Source organism: Rhizobium sp. SG741 (assembly GCF_012275435.1).
GTDB lineage: Bacteria > Pseudomonadota > Alphaproteobacteria > Rhizobiales > Rhizobiaceae > Rhizobium > Rhizobium lusitanum.
In genome coordinates this window covers 140,297-160,453 of sequence record NZ_JAAZQP010000004.1, presented here as the reverse complement: position 1 = coordinate 160,453, position 20,157 = coordinate 140,297, and the positions used below count along the sequence as shown (strand labels likewise).

At 59.1% G+C, this 20,157-nt stretch carries 21 protein-coding genes; 9 read left to right on the top strand and 12 right to left on the bottom strand.

What is annotated here, in order from left to right; genetic code table 11:
- Positions 1 to 155: 155 nt before the first annotated feature.
- From FHT29_RS12290 to FHT29_RS12270, 5 genes are all read right to left on the bottom strand, one after another.
- Complete coding sequence (locus FHT29_RS12290; RefSeq protein WP_047557730.1) at positions 156 to 1,262, bottom strand: hypothetical protein; 1,107 nt, start codon at positions 1,260 to 1,262, stop codon at positions 156 to 158.
- Positions 1,262 to 1,879, bottom strand: coding sequence for a 5-bromo-4-chloroindolyl phosphate hydrolysis family protein (locus FHT29_RS12285; protein WP_168599709.1), 618 nt, complete (start codon positions 1,877 to 1,879; stop codon positions 1,262 to 1,264). The genes FHT29_RS12290 and FHT29_RS12285 overlap by 1 nt, the downstream gene beginning before the upstream one ends.
- A gap of 7 nt (positions 1,880 to 1,886) precedes the next feature.
- The gene (locus FHT29_RS12280; protein ID WP_047557737.1) at positions 1,887 to 3,461 is read right to left on the bottom strand and encodes a substrate-binding domain-containing protein; all 1,575 of its coding nucleotides are present in this window, start codon (positions 3,459 to 3,461) and stop codon (positions 1,887 to 1,889) included.
- A gap of 5 nt (positions 3,462 to 3,466) precedes the next feature.
- A complete protein-coding gene (locus FHT29_RS12275; protein WP_047557739.1) occupies positions 3,467 to 4,546 on the bottom strand; it encodes a toxic anion resistance protein in 1,080 nt (359 codons plus the stop codon).
- Between the two features lie 218 nt (positions 4,547 to 4,764).
- Entirely contained in the window at positions 4,765 to 5,592 is an 828-nt protein-coding gene (locus FHT29_RS12270) for a cell envelope integrity EipB family protein (protein WP_037201899.1), read from the bottom strand.
- A 135-nt stretch (positions 5,593 to 5,727) separates the two neighbouring features.
- Here FHT29_RS12270 and FHT29_RS12265 point away from each other — a divergent pair, with 135 nt between their 5' ends.
- The 5 genes from FHT29_RS12265 (at position 5,728) to FHT29_RS12245 (ending at position 9,003) form a co-directional block, all read left to right on the top strand.
- Entirely contained in the window at positions 5,728 to 6,195 is a 468-nt protein-coding gene (locus FHT29_RS12265; protein ID WP_037201896.1) for a RidA family protein, read from the top strand.
- The gene (locus FHT29_RS12260; protein ID WP_047557743.1) at positions 6,195 to 6,914 is read left to right on the top strand and encodes a glycerophosphodiester phosphodiesterase; all 720 of its coding nucleotides are present in this window, start codon (positions 6,195 to 6,197) and stop codon (positions 6,912 to 6,914) included. Before FHT29_RS12265 ends, FHT29_RS12260 begins: the two co-directional genes overlap by 1 nt.
- A 130-nt stretch (positions 6,915 to 7,044) precedes the next feature.
- Entirely contained in the window at positions 7,045 to 8,232 is a 1,188-nt protein-coding gene (locus tag FHT29_RS12255) for a GNAT family N-acetyltransferase (RefSeq protein WP_168599708.1), read from the top strand.
- Positions 8,233 to 8,273: 41 nt separating this feature from the next.
- A complete protein-coding gene (locus FHT29_RS12250) occupies positions 8,274 to 8,702 on the top strand; it encodes an HIT family protein (protein WP_037201889.1) in 429 nt (142 codons plus the stop codon).
- Complete coding sequence (locus tag FHT29_RS12245) at positions 8,671 to 9,003, top strand: Dabb family protein (RefSeq protein ID WP_052212336.1); 333 nt, start codon at positions 8,671 to 8,673, stop codon at positions 9,001 to 9,003. The genes FHT29_RS12250 and FHT29_RS12245 overlap by 32 nt, the downstream gene beginning before the upstream one ends.
- 90 nt (positions 9,004 to 9,093) lie before the next feature.
- Here the strand turns inward: FHT29_RS12245 and clpA are convergent, their stop codons facing one another.
- From clpA to cysE, 5 genes are all read right to left on the bottom strand, one after another.
- Positions 9,094 to 11,625 (bottom strand): ATP-dependent Clp protease ATP-binding subunit ClpA, encoded by a 2,532-nt coding sequence (gene clpA, locus FHT29_RS12240; protein WP_037201887.1) that lies wholly within the window; start codon positions 11,623 to 11,625, stop codon positions 9,094 to 9,096.
- Positions 11,626 to 11,635: 10 nt separating this feature from the next.
- On the bottom strand, positions 11,636 to 11,989 hold the full coding sequence (gene clpS / locus FHT29_RS12235) for an ATP-dependent Clp protease adapter ClpS (RefSeq protein ID WP_034505170.1): 354 nt from the start codon (positions 11,987 to 11,989) through the stop codon (positions 11,636 to 11,638).
- A gap of 285 nt (positions 11,990 to 12,274) precedes the next feature.
- Positions 12,275 to 12,640 (bottom strand): phasin family protein, encoded by a 366-nt coding sequence (locus FHT29_RS12230; protein WP_037201886.1) that lies wholly within the window; start codon positions 12,638 to 12,640, stop codon positions 12,275 to 12,277.
- Positions 12,641 to 13,016: 376 nt separating this feature from the next.
- Positions 13,017 to 13,220 (bottom strand): DUF3126 family protein, encoded by a 204-nt coding sequence (locus FHT29_RS12225; protein WP_034505173.1) that lies wholly within the window; start codon positions 13,218 to 13,220, stop codon positions 13,017 to 13,019.
- 127 nt (positions 13,221 to 13,347) lie between these two features.
- Positions 13,348 to 14,211 (bottom strand): serine O-acetyltransferase, encoded by an 864-nt coding sequence (gene cysE / locus FHT29_RS12220; protein WP_037201883.1) that lies wholly within the window; start codon positions 14,209 to 14,211, stop codon positions 13,348 to 13,350.
- Positions 14,212 to 14,287: 76 nt separating this feature from the next.
- Between cysE and FHT29_RS12215 the strand changes: the two genes are divergently transcribed.
- Positions 14,288 to 15,088 (top strand): enoyl-CoA hydratase-related protein, encoded by an 801-nt coding sequence (locus FHT29_RS12215; RefSeq protein ID WP_047557916.1) that lies wholly within the window; start codon positions 14,288 to 14,290, stop codon positions 15,086 to 15,088.
- Positions 15,089 to 15,106: 18 nt separating this feature from the next.
- Here the strand turns inward: FHT29_RS12215 and FHT29_RS12210 are convergent, their stop codons facing one another.
- A complete protein-coding gene (locus FHT29_RS12210) occupies positions 15,107 to 15,889 on the bottom strand; it encodes an alpha/beta hydrolase (protein WP_037201881.1) in 783 nt (260 codons plus the stop codon).
- A 200-nt stretch (positions 15,890 to 16,089) separates the two neighbouring features.
- Between FHT29_RS12210 and FHT29_RS12205 the strand changes: the two genes are divergently transcribed.
- Both FHT29_RS12205 and FHT29_RS12200 read left to right on the top strand, forming a co-directional pair.
- Entirely contained in the window at positions 16,090 to 16,335 is a 246-nt protein-coding gene (locus FHT29_RS12205) for a zinc-finger domain-containing protein (RefSeq protein ID WP_037201878.1), read from the top strand.
- Positions 16,336 to 16,365: 30 nt separating this feature from the next.
- Positions 16,366 to 17,529 (top strand): FAD-dependent monooxygenase, encoded by a 1,164-nt coding sequence (locus FHT29_RS12200; protein WP_047557748.1) that lies wholly within the window; start codon positions 16,366 to 16,368, stop codon positions 17,527 to 17,529.
- On the opposite strand, the gene FHT29_RS12195 is transcribed toward FHT29_RS12200, so the two are convergent.
- Positions 17,530 to 18,720 (bottom strand): cystathionine beta-lyase, encoded by a 1,191-nt coding sequence (locus FHT29_RS12195; protein WP_047557751.1) that lies wholly within the window; start codon positions 18,718 to 18,720, stop codon positions 17,530 to 17,532.
- 372 nt (positions 18,721 to 19,092) lie between these two features.
- Between FHT29_RS12195 and FHT29_RS12190 the strand changes: the two genes are divergently transcribed.
- Entirely contained in the window at positions 19,093 to 20,118 is a 1,026-nt protein-coding gene (locus FHT29_RS12190; protein WP_037201870.1) for an amino acid ABC transporter substrate-binding protein, read from the top strand.
- The last annotated feature ends 39 nt before the right edge of the window (positions 20,119 to 20,157 follow it).

Below are 20,157 nucleotides of genomic sequence, written 5' to 3'. Positions count from 1 at the left end.
AGGCGAACAGCACTCTCTTCGAGAATGCCACCGGGCGGAACGATCCGGATTTCTCCCGGACAATCCCATGCCTTACGTGTGGAATGCGGCTGGCCATACATTCGATTTGCCGGGAATGCAAGGCTTGGGACGAAAAATAGCTGCGCGCCCTGCCCTCAAGCCGCCAGTTTATCGAGCAATGCCAGCATGACATTGGCGTCCGGCATCGGCAGGACGGCGTCGATCTCCGCCGGAAGCAAGCCGGCAATGGCGCTGTCGGCATCTCCGGTCGCCGTTCCGAGCGGCCCGCGGAAACCATGCTTGGCCCAGGCAAGCTCCTGCAATCGCGGGCTGATCAACGCCTCGATCATGCGGTCGACCTGTTCGTCTATGGCGATGAGCGGATGGGCGGAATAGACGGTCGGATGCGGATAGAGCACCACGGGCTTTGCGCCATTGCTGGCCTGGACCCGGTGCCACCGCTGCGGATCGGCGATGATCCATTCCACCAACTGATTCTCGTAGCCGACGATCATCGGTTCGCCGCCGATGCCGCCGGCGAGATACTGTTCGAAAAGCTTGCCTGATGACGACGACTTGAAACCCATATTGCGGAAGATGGACTGCGTCTTGTCGCCGAATTGCGCGAGATTGTCGGCGCTGGCCACGTTGCCGCTCAGGAGGCTGAGCGCGAGGCCGGAAAACATGAAGCCTGAATTGGAACGATTGGGATCCGTGGAAACGATCCGGGACTGTCCATAGAGCGCGTTGACGCCGAGCTTCGACCAGGTTGTTCCGGCAAGGACGGCATCCAGCAGCGCCTTCAGATCGAGCTGATGCTGTCCTTCCGATGTCGTGGTGACAAGCCCGGCCTTGGTCAATCCATCGACGACAGGCTGCCAGGAATAAACGACGACGGGTGTGTTGAGGATGACGCGATCGTTGCGGATCTTGATGCCGCTCTGCCGGGCTATGTCGACCATGATCGAGGAAGAAGGCCAGAGGAACGCGGGGTTCTGCGAGAGGAGCGCCTGCTCCCGCACCATCTCGACGGAGCCAGCGACGCGACTGTTGATCTCCAGCCCATGGCTGTGGAGGGCGCCGATCACATCGCTGTCGGCTAGAAATGCTTCCTTCTCGCCGCCGATGAAGCCGAAAAGCTTCGTGCGGTTGCCAAGCAACCCCTGAAGCTCCGGCCTGTCCTTGACGGCGAAATAGCCACCGGTGCCTGCGACCCCGGCAGCAAGAAGCCCTACTCCAAAAGCGCGGCGGGAAATGGCCATCAGCGTCCTATATCCTCTTTGAGCGAGGCCTGTATCAGGCGCAGCTCCGTATCAAGCGTATCGAGCCTGTCGTCGACCAGGCTGTCCGAATAGTGGACGAAGGCATCTTCGAGCTTGGTCAGAACCAGATCGACCTCCTGAAGGCGCGTCGCATCCGGCTGGCGCTTCGCCTCGATCACGGCAAAACCCTCCGCCACCTCGGCGGCTCGCGGCAGATAGTAGCTGAGGAACCGCCTCACCGTGCCGGCACTCTCCGGATTGGCCTCGACCTTGGCGAAGACGTCGGCGGCGATCTCCGCCAGATGCCGCACCCGCTTTGCCGTCTCCTTGCTGGCGATCTGGGCCGCAGAAGCCTCCAGCCTTCGCGCGGCGGGTGTCGCCGAATTCAGCAGATCGCGGGCGAATTCGAGCCGGCCCCTGCCGATGGCCTTCGCGTCCAGCCCTTCGAAGAGGCCGCGTGGTGCCAGCACAAAGATAAGACCCACGAAGACGAGCACGCCGATGACGGCCGCGATCCATATCGGCATGCCGGCATAAAAGCTCAGCACAGGAACGACAATCGCGGCGACAAGCCCCGCCACGATCCAATTCCAGTCATTGCCGAACCAATTGCGCATTATCGTCCTAGTTATAGCCGCGCACTGCCCGGAATGCGCTGACGAGATCGCCGCGGCCATCGAACACCCGCGCCGAGGTCTCCTGCGCCAAGGCATCCAATTGCCGCTTGTCCGCATCGCCAAAGGTGATGCCGAAGACAGGCACATGCGGGTTGACCGATCTCCACCGGCTCATGAAATCGCCGTTGGCATCGTCGGACTTGCCGTCGGTCATGATGACGATCGCCGGCAGATAGGAGGACAGGTCCCGCGTACTCTTCATCCAGTCAAGCGCCCTGCCCGCGCAGGCGTACATATCCGTACCGCCGCCGGCATGCTGCAGCGAGACCTTATCGACCAAGCTCTTCTGCTGCGCCGGATTTCCCGTCGCCTCGAAGGTCGTGCGCACATCGGCGTCGAAGGGGATGACCATGATGCGGTCCGCCGGCGTCCACTGCGCCAATACCTTGCCGGTCTCATCCGGATTGAACAGGAACTGCATGGCCGCCTGCAGCTGGTTCTCGCCCTTACCTTCCATCGAACCCGAAAAATCGAGGCAGAGGGCGGTCAGCGACGGCTTACGCAATGCCACTTGATAGAGATCGAGCGCCTGGCGGATCACCGCGGGCTCGGGCATGCGAATTGCCGTCACGAGACGCGTCGGATCGAAATTCCAAGACGGGTCCGGCTTGGCGGTGACATCCGCGAGCGGAATGCGGCGGCCGGTATCGGCGATGCGCTTCTGCACCGGTGCAGAACGCAAGTAGTCAAGGAGTTGGTTGAAGAAGGCCTCAACCTCCTGCCCGCGCCCATGATCGACGAAACCGATCGGCGAATCGGCAACCACGACGCCATCGGCCGGATAGATGGCATAAAGCGGCTCCTTGCCCATGCCGGCCAGCTTGTCATTGGTCTCCTTCAGCACGGCTTCGTAATTCCACATGGCGTCGTAAAGCACGCCCTTTGCAGCCTGGTCCGTATAGAGATCCGCGAGCCAGCCAGAGGAACCAGAAGAGCGCTCAACGCCGGCAAGCAGGGACCGGACAGCACCCTGGACATCCGGCTTGTCGAGATCGCCCGGCTCGATGACGGGTTTGTTGCCGAGCGCGCTCGACAGCATTGCGAGATAGGCGCTGGCGCCCGAGTTGGATTGCGTCGCGGATGTCATCAAGAACTTCAGCGAGCCGTTCTTCACCGCCGCCAATATGTCCTTCATGTAGACAGGCTTGCCGATCCAGCCGAGCGCCTCGGCCTTGGATTTGCGCACGCCGAAAATGACCGGCATCTGCGCCACCGACGTCAGCGACTTCACCCGGCGCTTGACGTCGAACATATCGACCCAAACGCTCGATGCCGGCCAGACAGCATCCTGTTCGACGCCTTGTTCGCTCTGGAGAGCGAGCCCGATATCCAGCGTGCCTTCATAGGTGAAGCTGCAAGTCGCTTTCTTTTCCTTGCAGAACTCTTCGACGATCGGCTGAATGACGGTGTTTTCCGAGCCGGAAACGATCGAGAACTTCGGGCCATCACCGCCGACATTGCAGCCGCTCAGCGCAAGAACTGCGGCGAGCGTCAGGCCGGTAACGAATGTGCGGATCTTCATGCAGTTCACCGCGCCTCGATCATCGCCTTCTTGAGCTCTATGGTCATTTTCTGCATCCGCTGCTCGGCCTCGGCCCGCTTGGCGCGACCATCTTCCTGCACCTTCAGCACGCCGCTGATTGTGTCGATCAGGTCGCGATTGGCGGCGGCGAGCGTATCGATATCGACGATGCCGCGCTGCGATTGCTGCTCGATGGCAATCGCCTGATCCTTCATCATCTTCGATGCCTCGCGGATCATGTCGTTGGTGGCGTCCGTCACCGTCTTTTGCAATTCAAGCGCCGATTTCTGCTGGCTCAGGCCGAGCAGGATGACCATCTTCTGCTTCCAGGCCGGCACCGTCAGCGCCGAGGTTGCCTGCAGGTTCTCGATCAGCGTTTCGTCGCCGGACTGCACGATGCGGATCTGCGGCAATTGCTGAATGCCGAGCTGGCGCGCCTGCTGCAGATAGAAAACCCGCTTCTCGAGACGATCGAGAGCTTGCAGGCTGTCCTGATAGACCTGCGCCTCCAGCATGCCCCCGCCAGGACCGGTGGAGGCCGCATCGGCAGTACTCTTCAGCCGCGGAAGTTCGGTTGCGCGAAAGCGCTCAACGAAATTCTTGCCGGCCTGCACATAGGTATCGAGCTGCAGGATGGACTGCTTCGTCTCTTCGTGCAGATCATCGAGAAGGGCGATGTCCCGGCGCAGGATATCCTTGTGACGATCAAGCTCGAGCCCGATGCGGTCGATCTGGCCCGCCACATCCTCGAACTCTTCCTTGAAGCGCTGCACCCTGGCCCTGAATGAGGAAAACACGCGCGACAGGAAGCTTTCGTCCTTCAAGGAAGCCGGATCGAGCTTCTTCGATTTGATGATGATTTCGGTCAGCAGCCTGCCCACCTCGCCGAGATCCCGATTGCGGACCTCCCGGAGAATCCGGTCGGAATAATCGGAGACCGACTGCTGGGCGCGGTCGCCGTAGACGGAAATCCCTGCGCGGTCGGTGATGTCGATGCTATCGCCGATGCGGGCGATCTCACCCGGATCAGCGGCGACCACAGGCAGAGTCTCGTTGGAACCGGCGGAGATATCGGTATTGCTCATAGATTGTGCTTTCTCGTACATAAAACACAGAGCCGACCGCAAAACATTGTCGACCGCCCCAAGACGATCAATCCCCCCGCGCGCCCCAATACAATTCCAGATCGGCACGGGCAAAAGTCAGACTCACCCAAGCGCGCCGATCGTTTCACACAATAGTGAAACTTGGATCACAGTTTTATGACGAAAATTTTGCCCTTTGCGCCGCGGCCCGGCGAGAGCTATTGGCAGGCCTTCGTATCGAGAACCTCGAGCTTGGTGAGCTTGCCGGTGAGGACGAAGTCGCCGTAATCCATGGTGAGATCGCGCGTTATGCCGTTCTCGTAAAGCTTGAACGACATGCGGTAGACCGGTATGGCGTCGCCCGTGGACTTCTCGTTGAAATAGGCGACGGACACCGGCCAGAAGGCGGTCTTGGCAAAGGCGCCGGCCTTGTCGGCGTCGGGATCATCCGTGGCGGGCGTCTCCTGCTTGCCGACGACGGTGGTCGCGATCAATGGCTTGTCGCCGTCGTCGGAACCGTCGAAGACCTGGGCTTCGAAAAAATTCTTGCCGAGCTTGGCGTTGTGGATGATGTCGAGCATATGCTCGGTCGGGAAACGGCTCTGGATGAGTTCGATCTGCTTGCTGTGCGGCTGAGTCAGATCGACCTTGATGCCCTTCTGGTCGTCGGTCGCGGCGCCGCGCACGTCCTTGTCGAGTTGGCTGTCGGTATAGGACTTGGTTTCGAAGCGGAACACCCGCTTGGCCAGATCCTCGAACGTCGTCGTCTGCTGGTCGCTGACCCGTGTGGAATCGCCCGTGTCGATCTGCGTGACGAAGCGGAAATTGGTGGTGAACCCTGTGCAATCGGAGCCTTCGAATTCATAGACCATGCGACCGAACATGCCGGCGATGCCGGAACGATCGGAAGCGTCCTTCAGTTCGAGATCATAGACGGCGCGATGTGCAATGAGGCCACTCGGAACGGCCGCATGGGCTGCCGGAGTTCCCAGAGACAGAACGCCCAGACCCGAAACGACAGCTGCAGCAAGACTCGAGCGGATCATTCATTATCTCCTGTTGGACTCGCACGCGATGTTATAAGAACGCTTTCGGCTTAAACGAGGCTGCCGGTCCTAATTGACGGAATTTAGTCTTGATGCCGGATTTTTGAAGTTTTTACAACAAAACGGGAGATGAAAATGTCCGACGCTATAGAGGGTCGTCTGAAGGAACTTGGCATCGTTCTGCCGCAGGCCGCCGCACCGGCCGCGAATTACGTTCCCTATGTCATCAGCGGCAATCTTCTCTATCTGTCCGGGCAGCTGCCGATGGAAAACGGCAAGGTCGGCGTGACAGGCCATCTCGGCAGGGATGTCGACGTTGCCGGCGGCCAGCGCGCCGCCGAACTCTGCGCCATCAATATTCTTGCGCAGGCAAAGGCAGCGCTCGGCGGCGATCTCGGCCGCATCAAGCGCCTCATCAAGCTGAACGGCTTCGTCGCCTCGACGCCTGATTTCGTCGAACAACACCTTGTGATCAACGGCGCCTCCAATCTTCTGGCAAACGTGTTGGGAGACGCCGGCAAGCACGCCCGCGCCGCCGTCGGCATGGCAGCCCTGCCATTCAATGCCGCCGTTGAAATCGATGCCATTCTGGAAATCGCCTGATGACCAAGCATGCCTGGTTGACCGAACGTCCCGTCGCCCATCGGGGCTATCATGACATGAACAAGGAGGTCTGGGAGAATACGCTCTCTGCGTTTGCCCGGGCCATCGAGGCAGGTTTTGCCATCGAATGCGACCTGCATTATGCCTCGGACGCCGTCCCGGTCGTCTTCCACGACGACGATCTGCAGCGCGTCTGCAATCTGCCCGCTCAGCTGCGCGATCGCACATCGGCCGAACTCGGCCTGCTTTCGGTCGGCGGCACCAAGGACAAGATCCCGACATTGAAGCAGCTCCTGCGGCTTTGCGACGGCAAGGTACCGCTGGTGCTGGAGCTGAAGGGCCGCGAAGGCGACGACGAGGGCTTTGCGGAAGCCGTGCTCGAAGTGCTGGAAGGCTACAAGGGACATGTGGCCCTGATGAGCTTCGACCATTGGCTGCTCAAGGACCTCAAGGCGCTGGAAGCACCCTACCCGATCGGTCTCACGGCCGACGGAAATGAGCCCGAGGCGTTTTTTAAGCATGACGAAGCCATGCAGCTTGGGCTAGACTTCATCTCGTACTTCTACGGCCATCTGCCGAACCCCTTCATCACGGCGCAGCGCCAGCGCGGCATTCCGGTCATAACCTGGACCGTGCGCGACGAAGCGGCCCGCAAACATACATTTGCCAATGCAGACCAGATGACTTTCGAAGGTTTTGACCCGCGCATAGCCTCATAAATCGGGATCGATTGAAGGAGGGACTTATGCGCAAACTTGAAATTCCGCTGCGTCCTTTGCATATCCGACTGGACGCGTGGCGCAGCGGTTGAGAGCCCCATCCATCCTTCCTTCCAAGCGCAAGAATTTGATGACAGACGAATTATCCATTCGAGTCGAACGATCCTTCAAGAACATCGCCCCGGAAAGCTGGTCCAAGCTCGCCGGAGCGTCCAAGGCAAGCAAGCTGCTGCCATATAACCCGTTTGTCTCGCATGCCTTTCTGTCCTCGCTTGAGGAGTCGGGCTCAGCAAGCGACAAGACGGGATGGCTTGGCAACCATTTGCTGCTCGAAACCGATGGCGGCGACTTGATCGGCGCCGTTGCGGGTTATCTGAAGAGCCACAGCCAGGGCGAATATGTCTTCGATCATGGCTGGGCCGACGCCTTCGAGCGTGCCGGCGGCCGCTATTATCCCAAGCTGCAATGCTCCGTGCCCTTCACGCCGGCCACAGGACCGCGGCTGCTCGTCGCCGAAGGCCAGGACCGGCAGGCTATCCAGCCGGCGCTCGCCGAAAGCCTGAAGGAAGTGACACGACAACTCGGCGTTTCCTCTGCGCACATCACCTTCCTGCCCAAAGACGAGGTCTCGGTCTTCGAAACAGATGGCTATCTGCATCGGACCGACCAGCAGTTCCATTTCATCAACGAGGGCTATGCCGACCACGATGCCTTCCTGGAAACCCTCGCGTCGCGCAAGCGCAAAGCACTTAAGAAGGAGCGCCGCGCGGCACTCGAGCACGGCATCAGCATCGATTGGCTGACCGGCAGCGATCTCACAGAAGGCATATGGGATCAGTTCTTCGCCTTCTACATGGATACGGGCAGCCGCAAATGGGGCCGCCCCTACCTGACGCGAAAATTCTATTCGCTGATCGGCGAGCGCATGCCTGCGGATGTCCTGCTCGTCATGGCGAAACGCGAGGGACGCTATATCGCCGGCGCCATCAATTTCATCGGCGGAGAAACGCTCTACGGCCGGCATTGGGGCTGCATCGAGGATCATCCCTTCCTGCATTTCGAGGTCTGCTATCATCAGGCGATCGATTTCGCGCTCAGCAAGGGATTAAAGCGAGTAGAGGCCGGCGCTCAGGGCGAGCATAAGCTCGCGCGCGGCTATCTTCCTGTCATCACGCATTCGGCGCATTATATCGGCCATCAGGGCTTGCGACGCGCCGTTGCCGACTATCTGCAGCACGAGCGGGAGCAGGTGGAGGAAATGAGCGAAGTCCTTACCGAACACAGCCCCTTCCGCAAAGGCGAACGGCAAGATATCTAGCCGTTCTGGACAATCATAAACGGAAGACGAGGATATCCCGGATGACCAGCTCGGCCTACGACACCAACAATATCTTCGCGAAGATCCTGAAAGGCGAGATCCCTTCCTATCGTGTCTACGAGGACGAGCACACGGTCGCCTTCATGGATGTCATGCCGCAATCGCCGGGCCATACGCTGGTTCTGCCGAAATCTCCGTCCCGCAACATCTTCGATGCCGATCCTGCCGCACTTCAGCACGCGATCACCATCGTCCAGAAGGTCGCCATCGCCGTCCAGGAAGCCTTCGATGCCGACGGTGTCTACATCGCCCAGTTCAACGAGCCTGCCGCAGGGCAGACCGTGTTCCATCTCCATTTCCACGTCATTCCGCGTCACGAAGGCGTGGCGCTGAAACCGCATTCGGGCAAGATGGAAGACGGTGCGGTGCTGGCTGATAATGCCAAGAAGATCATCGAAGCCCTGGCTTGACCTGGAGACACATGATTCGCCATCTGTCGCCTTTCGCCTGAAACATAAAGCCGGTTCGGTTGAGGAGACCAGTTTCCTCAAAGACGCCCTCGTTCTCAAAGAGATATTGAGCGTCCGAAACTTCAAGCAGCTTCGGCAGACCAGTCCAAAGAATGATTTTACTTTCGGGTTCTCAACGGAGTTCGATAGTCGATCAGGCTACGACGCCTATAACATCGACCCCGACCACGTCGCTTTCGTGCGCGATCGCTGGGGGCCCGAAGTCGAGTCCTTCCTCGAAATCGACAATACGAACCTGTAGCACTTAATTATTATATCAAAATAAGCATATGAAAAGGCTGCATTGTTTCCAATGCAGCCTTTTCATTTTTCTCAAGCAGCCAATCGGCAGTTACTTGCGCGGAACCTTCGGCACCGTGCCGCCCTTGCGCGGCGACTTGCCTTCCGGCTCGTCGTTTTCGCTGGCCGCCGCGGCCTTGGCCGAACGGCGGGCATCCGCGGCTGCACCGGCCTTGCCCACGCGGCTTCTGGCCTTGACGGTGGTGTCACCGTCATCCTGCTCCACCTCGAGCGGCGCATCGCCGACCTCGGCTTCCGGCTTCGGCCGGATCGGTGCCGTATCAGCGGTTGCTTCGAGCACGATGCCGGTGGTGCCGTCTTCCTTCGTGCCGACCGTGACGGTAACGACGCCACCCTTCTTCAGCTTGCCGAAGAGGATTTCGTTCGCCAGCGGCTTCTTGATATTTTCCTGGATGACGCGCGCCAGCGGACGGGCGCCCATCTTTTCGTCGTAGCCCTTTTCGGACAGCCAGGCGATCGCGTCTTCGTGCAGATCGAAGGTAACATTCCGTTCGGAAAGCTGAGCCTCCAGCTGCATGATGAACTTCTGCACGACCTTGTGGATGACAACGGTCGGCAGCGGCGCGAACGGAATGGTCGCATCCAGACGGTTGCGGAATTCCGGGGTGAACAGGCGGTTCAGAGCCTCTTCATCCTCGCCCGTACGCTTGGCCGAGCCGAAGCCGATCGCGGCCTTGGCCATTTCCGATGCGCCCGCATTGGTCGTCATGATCAGGATGACGTTGCGGAAGTCGATCTTCTTGCCGTTGTGGTCGGTCAGCGCGCCATGGTCCATGACCTGCAGCAGGATATTGAAGATATCCGGATGCGCCTTCTCGATTTCGTCGAGCAGGACAACGCTGTGCGGATGCTGGTCGACACCGTCGGTCAGCAGACCGCCCTGATCGAAGCCGACATAGCCGGGAGGTGCGCCGAGCAGGCGGGAAACCGTGTGACGCTCCATATATTCCGACATGTCGAAGCGCAGCAGTTCGACGCCGAGCGACGAAGCAAGCTGCTTGGCGACTTCCGTCTTGCCGACGCCCGTGGGGCCGGAGAAGATGTAGCAGCCGATCGGCTTGTTCGGTTCGCGCAGGCCCGCACGAGCCAGCTTGATCGCCGTCGACAGAGCCTCGATCGCCGTGTCCTGGCCATAGACGACCGAACGCAGCTCCTGCTCGAGATTGGCGAGAACCATCTCGTCATCCTTGGACACCGTCTTTGGGGGAATACGGGCCATGGTGGCGATCGTGACCTCGATCTCCTTCTCGGTGATCAGCTTGCGACGCTTGGACGGCGGCAGCAGCATTTGCGCAGCACCCGTTTCGTCGATGACGTCGATCGCCTTGTCCGGCAGCTTGCGGTCGGAAATGTAGCGAGCCGACAGCTCGACAGCCGACTTGATGGCGTCGTTCGAATAGCGCAGGTGATGATACTCTTCGAAATAGGGCTTCAGGCCCTTCATGATTTCGATGGCATCCTCGATGCTCGGCTCGTTGACGTCTATCTTCTGGAAACGGCGGACGAGTGCCCGGTCCTTCTCGAAGAACTGACGGTATTCCTTGTAGGTGGTCGAACCAATGCAACGGATCGCACCCGAGGAGAGAGCCGGCTTCAGCAGGTTCGAGGCATCCATCGCACCGCCGGAAGTGGCGCCAGCGCCGATGACGGTGTGGATCTCATCGATGAACAGCACGGCGCCCGGATATTCCTCGAGCTCCTTGACGACCTGCTTCAGGCGCTCTTCGAAATCGCCGCGATAGCGGGTGCCGGCAAGCAGCGTGCCCATATCGAGCGAAAAGATCGTGGCGTCGGCAAGCGCTTCTGGAACCTTGCCTTCGACGATGCGCTTGGCAAGACCTTCGGCAATCGCCGTCTTGCCAACCCCGGGGTCGCCAACATAAAGCGGGTTGTTCTTCGACCGGCGGCAAAGCACCTGGATCGTGCGATTGACCTCGGAATGACGGCCGATCAGCGGATCGATCTTGCCGTTCTTGGCCTTCTCGTTGAGGTTGACGCAATAGGCCTTCAGCGCATCCTGCTGCTTCTTGCCGTTGCCTTCCTCCTGCTCACCGCGGGCGGTCGGCTTGCTCTCGGATTCGCTTTCCTCGGCGCCGCGCGGCGTGCGGGTTTGGGAGGAACCCGGACGCTTGCCGATACCGTGAGATATATAGTTGACCGCGTCGTAGCGGGTCATTTCCTGCTCCTGCAGGAAGAATGCAGCATGGCTTTCCCGTTCCGCAAAAATCGCGACGAGAACGTTGGCGCCCGTTACTTCCTCGCGACCGGACGATTGTACATGGATCACGGCGCGCTGGATGACACGCTGGAAGCCGGAGGTCGGCTTCGAGTCCTCATCATAGCCCGTAATCAGGTTTGAAAGTTCATTATCGACGTATTCAGTCAGAGTCTTACGGAGCGCGTCGAGATCAACATTGCACGCGCCCATGACAGCTGCGGCGTCGGCGTCGTCTACCAGCGCCAAAAGCAGATGTTCCAGCGTGGCATACTCGTGATGCCGCTCGTTCGCGTAAGTCAGTGCCTGGTGCAGCGCCTTCTCAAGACTAGGCGAAAATGTTGGCACGTTCAGATCCTCACTTCTTTTCCATAACACATTGCAGCGGATGCTGGTGCTGCCGGGCAAAATCCATCACCTGGCTCACCTTCGTTTCGGCTACTTCATATGTATATATCCCGCATTCACCCACGCCATGGTTGTGGACGTGAAGCATGATGCGAGTGGCACTCTCAAGATCCTTTTGAAAGAAACGCTCCAGGATGTGGATCACAAAATCCATGGGCGTATAGTCGTCATTCAGAAGCAGCACGCGGTATAGATTGGGCTTCTTGGTTTTGGGCTTGGTGCGTGTAATCACCGAGGTCCCGCGATTTCCGTTGTCCCCGTTCCTTTCGCCATTGTTTTGCATCCGGATCGGCTCAGCGATCATTTCGTTCTTTCCTCAAATCATCCGGCAGAAGCTATCGCATTCCGACTTGGCAACTGGGTTGGTTTATTGACTCGGTCGGGCCGAATATCCGAACCTATAACTTAGTTCATATCGGCGTGATTTTAAGCCCCTTGCGGGACACTGCAATCACAATTCGCTGACAAAGCGGGCTACGGCCAAAAAAGTTGCAGCTATTGTCGAACCAGGCACGACTATCGGAAACGCAAAGGACCGACTGCGCATCGCGCAGTCGGTCCTTCCGGAATTGTCGCCTTGGGCGAGTTCTTAAGCGGCGGTGGCAGTCGCTGCCGCCTTGCTAGCAGCCTTCGTCGCTGCAGCGACAGGCGCTTCGTAAGGCTTGTAAGCGTTCTTGGCGAGATCTGCATACATTTCGCCGAGCTTGGTGGCTTCGGCGACGAAATTTTCGTAGGCCGACTTCACGTAGGTGCTCTGGAGTTCGAAAGCAGCTTCGAAGCTCTTGACGCCGGCGAGCGTTTCAAAGTGCGTAACACCATCCTGGAACGACTTCTTCGAATATTCAGCAGTTTCGGCGGCAATAGCCTGGAAACCCTTGCTGACATCGGAGTAGCTCTTCAGCGCCGTGTCCATGGCTTCCTTGCCCTTTTTGTTCGCTTCATCGAAATTGAACATGTTTCTCCGTCCCTTGTTGGCCGGCCCACGGCCGGTTTACACAGACAAGACTTAAATGCGATGCACAATTAGTCAAGTAGTCTTGTGCATCGCAATATCACCCGGAGATTGCATTTCCGATGACGGCACAATGTCATCGACGAGAGCGCAGACGCATCCGTTTGTTTTTTCTAATATATATCAATGTCTGTGCAACTACAGGCTTTGGCAGAAATATTGCGATTTGGCGGAAAATCCTATCTGGGTGGATGGAAGGTTCAACCACCCGTTCAGAACGACGAATCGGATCATTTTCAGTCGGCATCCAAGAAAAGAGCCGCATTTCGATGAAATGCGGCTTCGAAATCGGACTGGAATATTGGACACTTACAGCGACTTAGAGATCGACGTCCAGGATAGCCATCGAGAAATTGTAGGAGCGGTCGCCGTCTTCATCATCGATATAGACAACACCCAGGAACTCTTCGCCGAGATAGACTTCTGCCGAATCATTCTTGCGCGGCCGGGCCTTCACCACCATCTGCGGATTGAACATGCGCTTGAAGTAGGCGTCGAGTTTCTTGATTTCGTCAGGCTTCACAATGCATCTCCGTGAGGATCTCTGTTTGGCCGCTTCTTGCATGGGAAAAGCGGCGGTGTAAAGACCGGAACCGCGCCAAATACCTTCAGCGATGGCGCTAAATCCCGAAGTTCAGGTTGGACTTTGCCTAGATTCCGGCGCCCATGATCTGGTCGACAACCATGCGTTCGGCCAGCAGCTGATCCATGGAGCGGGATGGCTCCGAGCAGCCTGCCTCGCCGACAACCTTGGCTGGAACGCCGGCGACCGTCGTCTTCGGCGGCACTTCCTTCAGAACGACCGACCCGGCGGCGATACGCGAGCAATGGCCGATCTGGATATTGCCGAGGATCTTCGCTCCGGCGCCGATCAACACGCCATGGGCGATTTTCGGATGGCGGTCGCTGCCTTCCTTGCCGGTGCCACCGAGGGTGACGCCATGCAGGATCGATACGTTGTCGCCGATAACCGCCGTTTCGCCCACGACCAGGCCGGTCGCGTGATCGAGGAAGATACCCTTGCCGATCCGCGCAGCCGGGTTGATGTCGGTCTGGAAGACGCTCGAGGATCGGCTTTGCAGATAAAGCGCAAAATCACGGCGGCCGCGATTGTACAGCCAGTGCGCGAGACGATGGGTCTGCAAGGCATGAAAGCCCTTGAAATAGAGAACCGGCTCGAGGAAACGGAGACAGGCGGGATCGCGATCGTAGACGGCCTGAATATCGACACGCAGGATCGATCCCCATTCCGACCAATCGCTCAGCATTTCCTCGAAAGTCTGCCGCAGGAGAACGGCCTGCATATCCGGATGGTCGAGGCGCTCGCAAATGCGATAGATGACGCATTCCTCCAGCGAACGGTGATTGATGATCGTCGAATATAGGAAGGCGGCCAGAAGCGGGTCCCGGTCAGCGGCCGAGCGAGCCTCCTCGCGCATGCTATCCCAGATGGGATCCACGACCTTAACCGCGCCTAGGCCCTCCAGAGGGCGAATGTCCGTTACTGCGACCATTGGCGGTCTCCCGATTTGCTGCCAGTGGTGCATTATATAGAATAAATGCCACACAAGACAAATGGGTCGGACGCGCATGAATTTCGAGCATGATTTTGCCGGCGGTCTCCTTCGTGCAACCAGCAGCGATGCCATAGGCACGATCGCCATCAACAACCCCGGCAGCAAGAATGCCGTGACGGCCGCCATGTGGCGTGCACTTCCTCAGGCCGTGCGCATTTTGACCGACGAGGCGCACGCCCACGTTATCATTCTTCGCGGCGCCGGCACGGATTTTTCCGCGGGCGCCGACATCCGCGAATTCGATAGCGTGCGTAAAGATGCCGAAACGGCTGTCGCCTACGAGGCTTTGAACAGTCAGGCCTTCACGGCCATTCGTCATTGCCGCGTGCCGACGATCGCGGCGATCCGCGGCGTCTGTTACGGCGGCGGCTTCGGGCTCGCCGCTGCCTGCGATCTACGGATCGCGGAGCAAGGTGCGCGCTTCTCCATACCCGCCGTCCGCCTCGGCATCGCCTATCCCGCCGACGCCGTGCAAGACATCGTCAACGCGCTTGGGCCGCAGATGGCCAAGGTCGCGCTTTTTACGGGCGCTCCCATGTCGAGCGAGAAGATGGCTGCGGCCGGATTTCTGCTGGAAGAGATAGAGGCTGGCGCGTTCGACGCTGAGGTTTCCGCCCTCGCCCATGCGATCGCCGCCAATGCGCCGATCGCGCTGCATGCCTCGAAACTCGCAATCCGCGCCGTCATCGAACAGGATGGCGATCTGCTGCGCGAAGCGGAAGTGATCGGCGCCGAGACTTTCGACAGCGCCGACTATGCCGAAGGGCGGGCCGCCTTTGCCGCGCGACGGAAACCGCATTTCACCGGCAGGTGACTTGACCGATCCAGCCCGTCAGTTCTCCAGCCGCTTATAGAATTCAAGAACCGCCGTCTTGAAGACCTTGTCGCCGACGGCGAGCATATGATCGCGGTTGGGGATGTCGACGACTTCGGCATGCGGCATCAGATCAGCAAGCTCCTGCGCCGAGCCGGCAATATCGTCCTTGGTGCCGACGGCAATCAGGGTCGGCGCCTCGATCCTCGCCACATCCTCCTTTGCGGCCAGATCGCGCGACCCCTGGATGCAGGCGGCAAGCGCCTGCCGGTCGCTCCTGGTCTGCTCGGCAAAAACGCGGAACATGCGGCCGCGCAGATGCATGACATCGTCCAGCGATGGCGCCAGTAGGGCGTCCGCGATCGGATCCCAATCGCCGACTCCTTCGACCATGCCGATGCCGAGGCCGCCGAGCACCAGCGAACGAACACGGTCAGGATGCGTGATCGCCATGAAGGTCGAAACGCGCGCGCCCATCGAATAGCCCATGACATGCGCCTCGGGGATGCCGAGGTGATCGAGCAGAGCGACGGCGTCTTCGGCCATGATCCAGGGATGATAGACATCGGCATCATAGGGCTTGTCGCTCATACCGTGACCGCGATTGTCGATGGCGATCACGCGGTAACCCGCCTCATCAAGCACCTTGAGCCAACCCGGATTGACCCAATTGGCAACCGCGGTCGAGGCAAATCCGTGAATCAGCAAAACCGGCTGACCATTCGGATTGCCCTCGTCGAAATAGGCGAGCTTCAATCCGTCGCTGACAAAATAGGAAATCGGAGGAACATTCAAATTCATGGCTGTATCTTCGCAAACAGGGCTTATTGGCGCCGGACCATATTTTATCGGCGATATCAGGTGAACCCCGCTTTCGCGAAAATCTCTGCGCCGAGCCGGACTTTCGCACTACACAATCGGCAAGAAGGATTATAAAGAGGGGCTACCAAGTCTGGCGCAACATTCATGCCGCTCAAGGCAAGACGCATTTGGAGATCATCATGGCCGGCCACAATATTCCCCATTTCCAGAACGATGGCGGACACCGCGTTATCGAAATCGGCGTGAAGGAATTCATGTGCACCGGCGCCTCGGTTCCCTACGACCATCCGCATATCTTCATCGACCTGGGCGACGATAGCGAGAAGGTCTGCTCCTACTGCTCGACGCTCTACCGCTACAATCCGTCGCTGAAGGCGGATCAGACCAACCCGCCCGGCTGCGTCTTCCACTTCAAGGCCGCGTGACCCTCCTGGATCGCGATCGGACATAGTCGAATGCCGATCAAAACAGCTGCCATCATCGGCGCCGGAATAGCCGGGTTGACGGCGGCGCTGGCGCTGGCAAGGCATGGCATCCGATCGGAGATTTTCGAACAGGCGGACGTGTTGACCGAAGTTGGCGCCGGCCTGCAGATTTCCCCGAACGCCTCCCGCATTCTCAATGCGCTGGGCGTCCTCGACGCGCTTCTGCCCATCTGGCTCGAACCGCAGGACGTGCGGCTGGTTTCCGGCTCTTCGCTGCGGCCTGTCGCATCCGTTCCATGCGGCGATTTCGCCAAGCAGCGATGGGGATCTCCCTACGGCACGGCGCATCGCGCGACCCTGCAGAAAGCACTCCTCGATGCGGTGACAGCCAACGCGCTTTGCACGCTGCATCTCGGCCGACACGTCGATATCAAAGACAGACGGGGATTGGATGGGATCGCCGGCCGGGACATGGATCTCGTCATCGGCGCGGACGGCGTCTGGTCAAAGGCACGCGCCTTGGTGCCCGGCGCCCCCTCGCCGCTCTTTTCCGGCAACATCGCGTGGCGTTTCACTCTTCCGGAGGCTTCCGCACCGGCCATCCTGAACAAGACCAGCGTCACGGCGTTTCTCGGTCCCTCCAGCCACCTCGTCTGCTATCCGATCCGCGAAACCGCCGCCTTCAATATCGTCGCCATCGTTTCCGGCAGCAGCGCGAGCCACGATTGGAGCGCTATCGGCAGCAAGGCCCAAAGAGACAATATGCTGCGCGGCTTCTCCGGCTGGAACAGCGCAATTCTGCGGATGTTGGAAACGCAGGAGCAGGCAAGCTTCTGGCCGCTTTACGAAATGGGCGTCGGCCGATGGCACAATGGCAGCGACACGATCCTGATCGGCGATGCGGCTCATGCGATGATGCCATTCGCCGCCCAAGGCGCGGCCATGGCAATCGAGGATGCGTTCGAATTGGCAGGCATGCTCTCAACGCGCTCTGTCTCTGAAGCACTCGATCTTTATGAGAAGCATCGTGCGCCGCGCATCGCCCGCCTGCGCCAGCGCGCCGCCTTCAATCAATTCGCCTACCATGCCCGCGGGCCGATACGGATGGCGCGCGACCTCGTTCTGTCCCTGCGCCCGCCGCAAAGTCTTGCGGCGGACATGGACTGGATCTACGGCTATCGCGCCATCGGCTGATCAAGCCTCCTTGGCTGCCGCAAACCCCTTTTCGATATCCGCCTTGATATCGGCCACGTCTTCCAGGCCGATCTGCAGGCGCAATACCGGCCCCTCCGTCGGCGCCTTGGCGAGGCGGCGGTCGTTGAGGTTGACGTGCAAAGCGAGGCTTTCGAAGCCGCCCCAGGAATAGCCGAGACCGAAAATCCGGAGCGCATCGAGGAAGGCATGCGCCTTGGCCTTGAATTTCTGAGGACTGTCGACAGCCAGCACGAAGGAGAAAATGCCGCTCGATCCCTTGAAGTCGCGCTTCCAAATCGCATGGCCTGGGAAGCTCGGCAGCGCGGGATGCAGTACGCGCGCAACCTCCTCCCGTCCCTCCAGCCATTGGGCGATGGCAAGCGCGCTCTGCTGATGGCGCTCCAGCCGCACACCCATAGTGCGCAAGCCCTTCAACACCTGGTAAGCATCATCCGGTGCGCCGCAGATGCCGAGTTGACCATGGGCGTCCAGCAAGCGCTTCCAATGCGCCGCATTGGCGGAAACGGTCCCCATCAGAATATCGGAGTGGCCGGCCGGATACTTGGTCACCGCATGGATCGAGATGTCAACGCCGTGATCAAGCGGCTTGAAATAGAGCGGTGTTGCCCAGGTATTGTCCATCGTGACGACGCAGCCGTGCCTGTGAGCAGCCGTCGAAATCGCTGATATATCCTGCATTTCGAAGGTATTGGAACCCGGCGCCTCTGTATGCACTAATTTGGTGTTCGGCCTGATCATCTGCTCGATGCCGGCGCCGATGAGCGGATCGTAGTATTCAACCTCGACACCGAGCCGCTTCAGCATCGTATCGCAGAAGTGGCGCGTCGGCCCGTAGACCGAATCGACGACCAGCGCATGGTCACCGGCGGATAAAAACGCAAGAAAAGGTATGGTGACAGCCGCAAGCCCGGACGGCACGATGACCGTTCCCGCCGATCCCTCCAGCGCGTCGATCGCCTCGCAAAGCGCATCCGTCGTCGGCGTGCCGCGCGTGCCGTAGGTATATTTCTGGTCGTGCGTTTCCATGGTCCGTGCATTCGGAAACAGCACCGTGGACGCATGAACCACGGGCGGATTGACGAATCCGTGGAAATCGGAGGGCGAATTGCCGATGTGGGATAAACGCGTATTGATGCCGGCGTTCTGCAGCAATGTGTCTTTGTCTTTCATGTCCGGATATGCCCTTGGCGCTGTAGGAACCTCGATTTGTGGCGAGCAAGTCCAGCGGGGTCAACCCTGATCCGTCTCAGTCCTCTTATTACTAGAAGGCTAAAATAACGAAAATAGCGAATTAACCTCCGTTTTCGCGTAGTTTTTTGGCAAAATGCCGCTTATTTTCACGCCAAACGCTCATTTTTCGAACGCCCCGGGCGAAAATGCCGAATAAATCCGCAATAATTGGGCCAATGTCTTGACCGCAAATCCATTTACGACTGTGATAGGACCACTCGCACCGGGAGAGTGAGGGAACGTGGTTCTCCGAGAACCTGCTTCGGGAGCGATACATTTTAACTATAAAACAATAGTCAAAGGTAGGGAAAGATGAAAAAGTTTGCGCTGTCCGTATTGCTGGGAGCCGCGGCACTGGCATACACCGCCTCCGGCGCTTCGGCTTCGACGCTGAGCGACGTGAAGGCCAAGGGCTTCATTCAATGCGGCGTGAATACGGGTCTTCTTGGCTTCGCACAGCCAGACGCATCCGGTAACTGGGCCGGTTTCGACGTCGACTTCTGCAAGGCAGTCGCTTCGGCTGTCTTCGGTGATGCGACCAAGGTCAAGTACACCCCCCTCAGCTCCAAGGACCGTTTCACCGCGCTGCAGTCCGGTGAAGTCGATCTGCTGTCGCGCAACACGACCTGGACCATCAACCGCGATACGGCGCTCGGCCTCAACTTCCGCCCGATCACCTACTATGACGGCCAAGGCTTCATGGTCCGCAAGGAACTGAACGTCAAGTCCGCTCTGGAACTCTCCGGTGCCGCCGTCTGCGTCCAGTCCGGTACCACGACGGAACTCAACCTCGCCGACTACTTCAAGGCTAATAACCTTCAGTACAATCCGGTGGTCTTCGACAAGCTCGAGGAAGTCAACGCCGCCTATGATTCCGGCCGTTGCGACGTCTACACCACCGACCAGTCGGGCCTCTATTCGCTGCGTCTGACTCTGAAGAATCCCGACGACAACGTTGTTCTGCCGGAGATCATCTCCAAGGAGCCGCTTGGACCGGCCGTTCGCCAGGGCGACGAGCAGTGGTTCGACATCGTCAGCTGGACCGCTTACGCGCTGATCAACGCTGAAGAATTCGGCATCACGCAGAAGAACGTCGACGAGATGAAGGGTTCGGCAAACCCGGACATCAAGCGCTTCCTTGGCGCTGAGCAAGGTTCGACGATCGGCACCGACCTCGGTCTGACCAACGACTGGGCCTACAACATCATCAAGGGCGTCGGCAACTACGGCGAAGTCTTCGACCGCAACATCGGCGCCGGCAGCCCGCTGAAGATCGCTCGTGGCCTGAACGCGCTGTGGAACAAGGGCGGCATCCAGTACGCACCGCCGGTCCGCTAAGCCGCGAACGGCATAAACTTATGGAGAAAGGCGGCTTTC

Coding starts and splice junctions, on each gene's coding strand:
- FHT29_RS12250 (WP_037201889.1), top strand. CDS start 8,274: ATGACCAGCTCGGCCTACGACACCAACAATATCTTCGCGAAGATCCTG.
- FHT29_RS12230 (WP_037201886.1), bottom strand. CDS start 12,640: ATGTTCAATTTCGATGAAGCGAACAAAAAGGGCAAGGAAGCCATGGAC.
- FHT29_RS12260 (WP_047557743.1), top strand. CDS start 6,195: ATGACCAAGCATGCCTGGTTGACCGAACGTCCCGTCGCCCATCGGGGC.
- FHT29_RS12270 (WP_037201899.1), bottom strand. CDS start 5,592: ATGATCCGCTCGAGTCTTGCTGCAGCTGTCGTTTCGGGTCTGGGCGTT.
- FHT29_RS12205 (WP_037201878.1), top strand. CDS start 16,090: ATGGCCGGCCACAATATTCCCCATTTCCAGAACGATGGCGGACACCGC.
- FHT29_RS12195 (WP_047557751.1), bottom strand. CDS start 18,720: ATGAAAGACAAAGACACATTGCTGCAGAACGCCGGCATCAATACGCGT.
- FHT29_RS12275 (WP_047557739.1), bottom strand. CDS start 4,546: ATGAGCAATACCGATATCTCCGCCGGTTCCAACGAGACTCTGCCTGTG.
- FHT29_RS12215 (WP_047557916.1), top strand. CDS start 14,288: ATGAATTTCGAGCATGATTTTGCCGGCGGTCTCCTTCGTGCAACCAGC.
- FHT29_RS12280 (WP_047557737.1), bottom strand. CDS start 3,461: ATGAAGATCCGCACATTCGTTACCGGCCTGACGCTCGCCGCAGTTCTT.
- FHT29_RS12285 (WP_168599709.1), bottom strand. CDS start 1,879: ATGCGCAATTGGTTCGGCAATGACTGGAATTGGATCGTGGCGGGGCTT.
- cysE (WP_037201883.1), bottom strand. CDS start 14,211: ATGGTCGCAGTAACGGACATTCGCCCTCTGGAGGGCCTAGGCGCGGTT.
- FHT29_RS12210 (WP_037201881.1), bottom strand. CDS start 15,889: ATGAATTTGAATGTTCCTCCGATTTCCTATTTTGTCAGCGACGGATTG.
- clpS (WP_034505170.1), bottom strand. CDS start 11,989: ATGATCGCTGAGCCGATCCGGATGCAAAACAATGGCGAAAGGAACGGG.
- FHT29_RS12190 (WP_037201870.1), top strand. CDS start 19,093: ATGAAAAAGTTTGCGCTGTCCGTATTGCTGGGAGCCGCGGCACTGGCA.
- FHT29_RS12265 (WP_037201896.1), top strand. CDS start 5,728: ATGTCCGACGCTATAGAGGGTCGTCTGAAGGAACTTGGCATCGTTCTG.
- FHT29_RS12290 (WP_047557730.1), bottom strand. CDS start 1,262: ATGGCCATTTCCCGCCGCGCTTTTGGAGTAGGGCTTCTTGCTGCCGGG.
- FHT29_RS12245 (WP_052212336.1), top strand. CDS start 8,671: ATGCCAAGAAGATCATCGAAGCCCTGGCTTGACCTGGAGACACATGAT.
- FHT29_RS12200 (WP_047557748.1), top strand. CDS start 16,366: ATGCCGATCAAAACAGCTGCCATCATCGGCGCCGGAATAGCCGGGTTG.
- FHT29_RS12255 (WP_168599708.1), top strand. CDS start 7,045: ATGACAGACGAATTATCCATTCGAGTCGAACGATCCTTCAAGAACATC.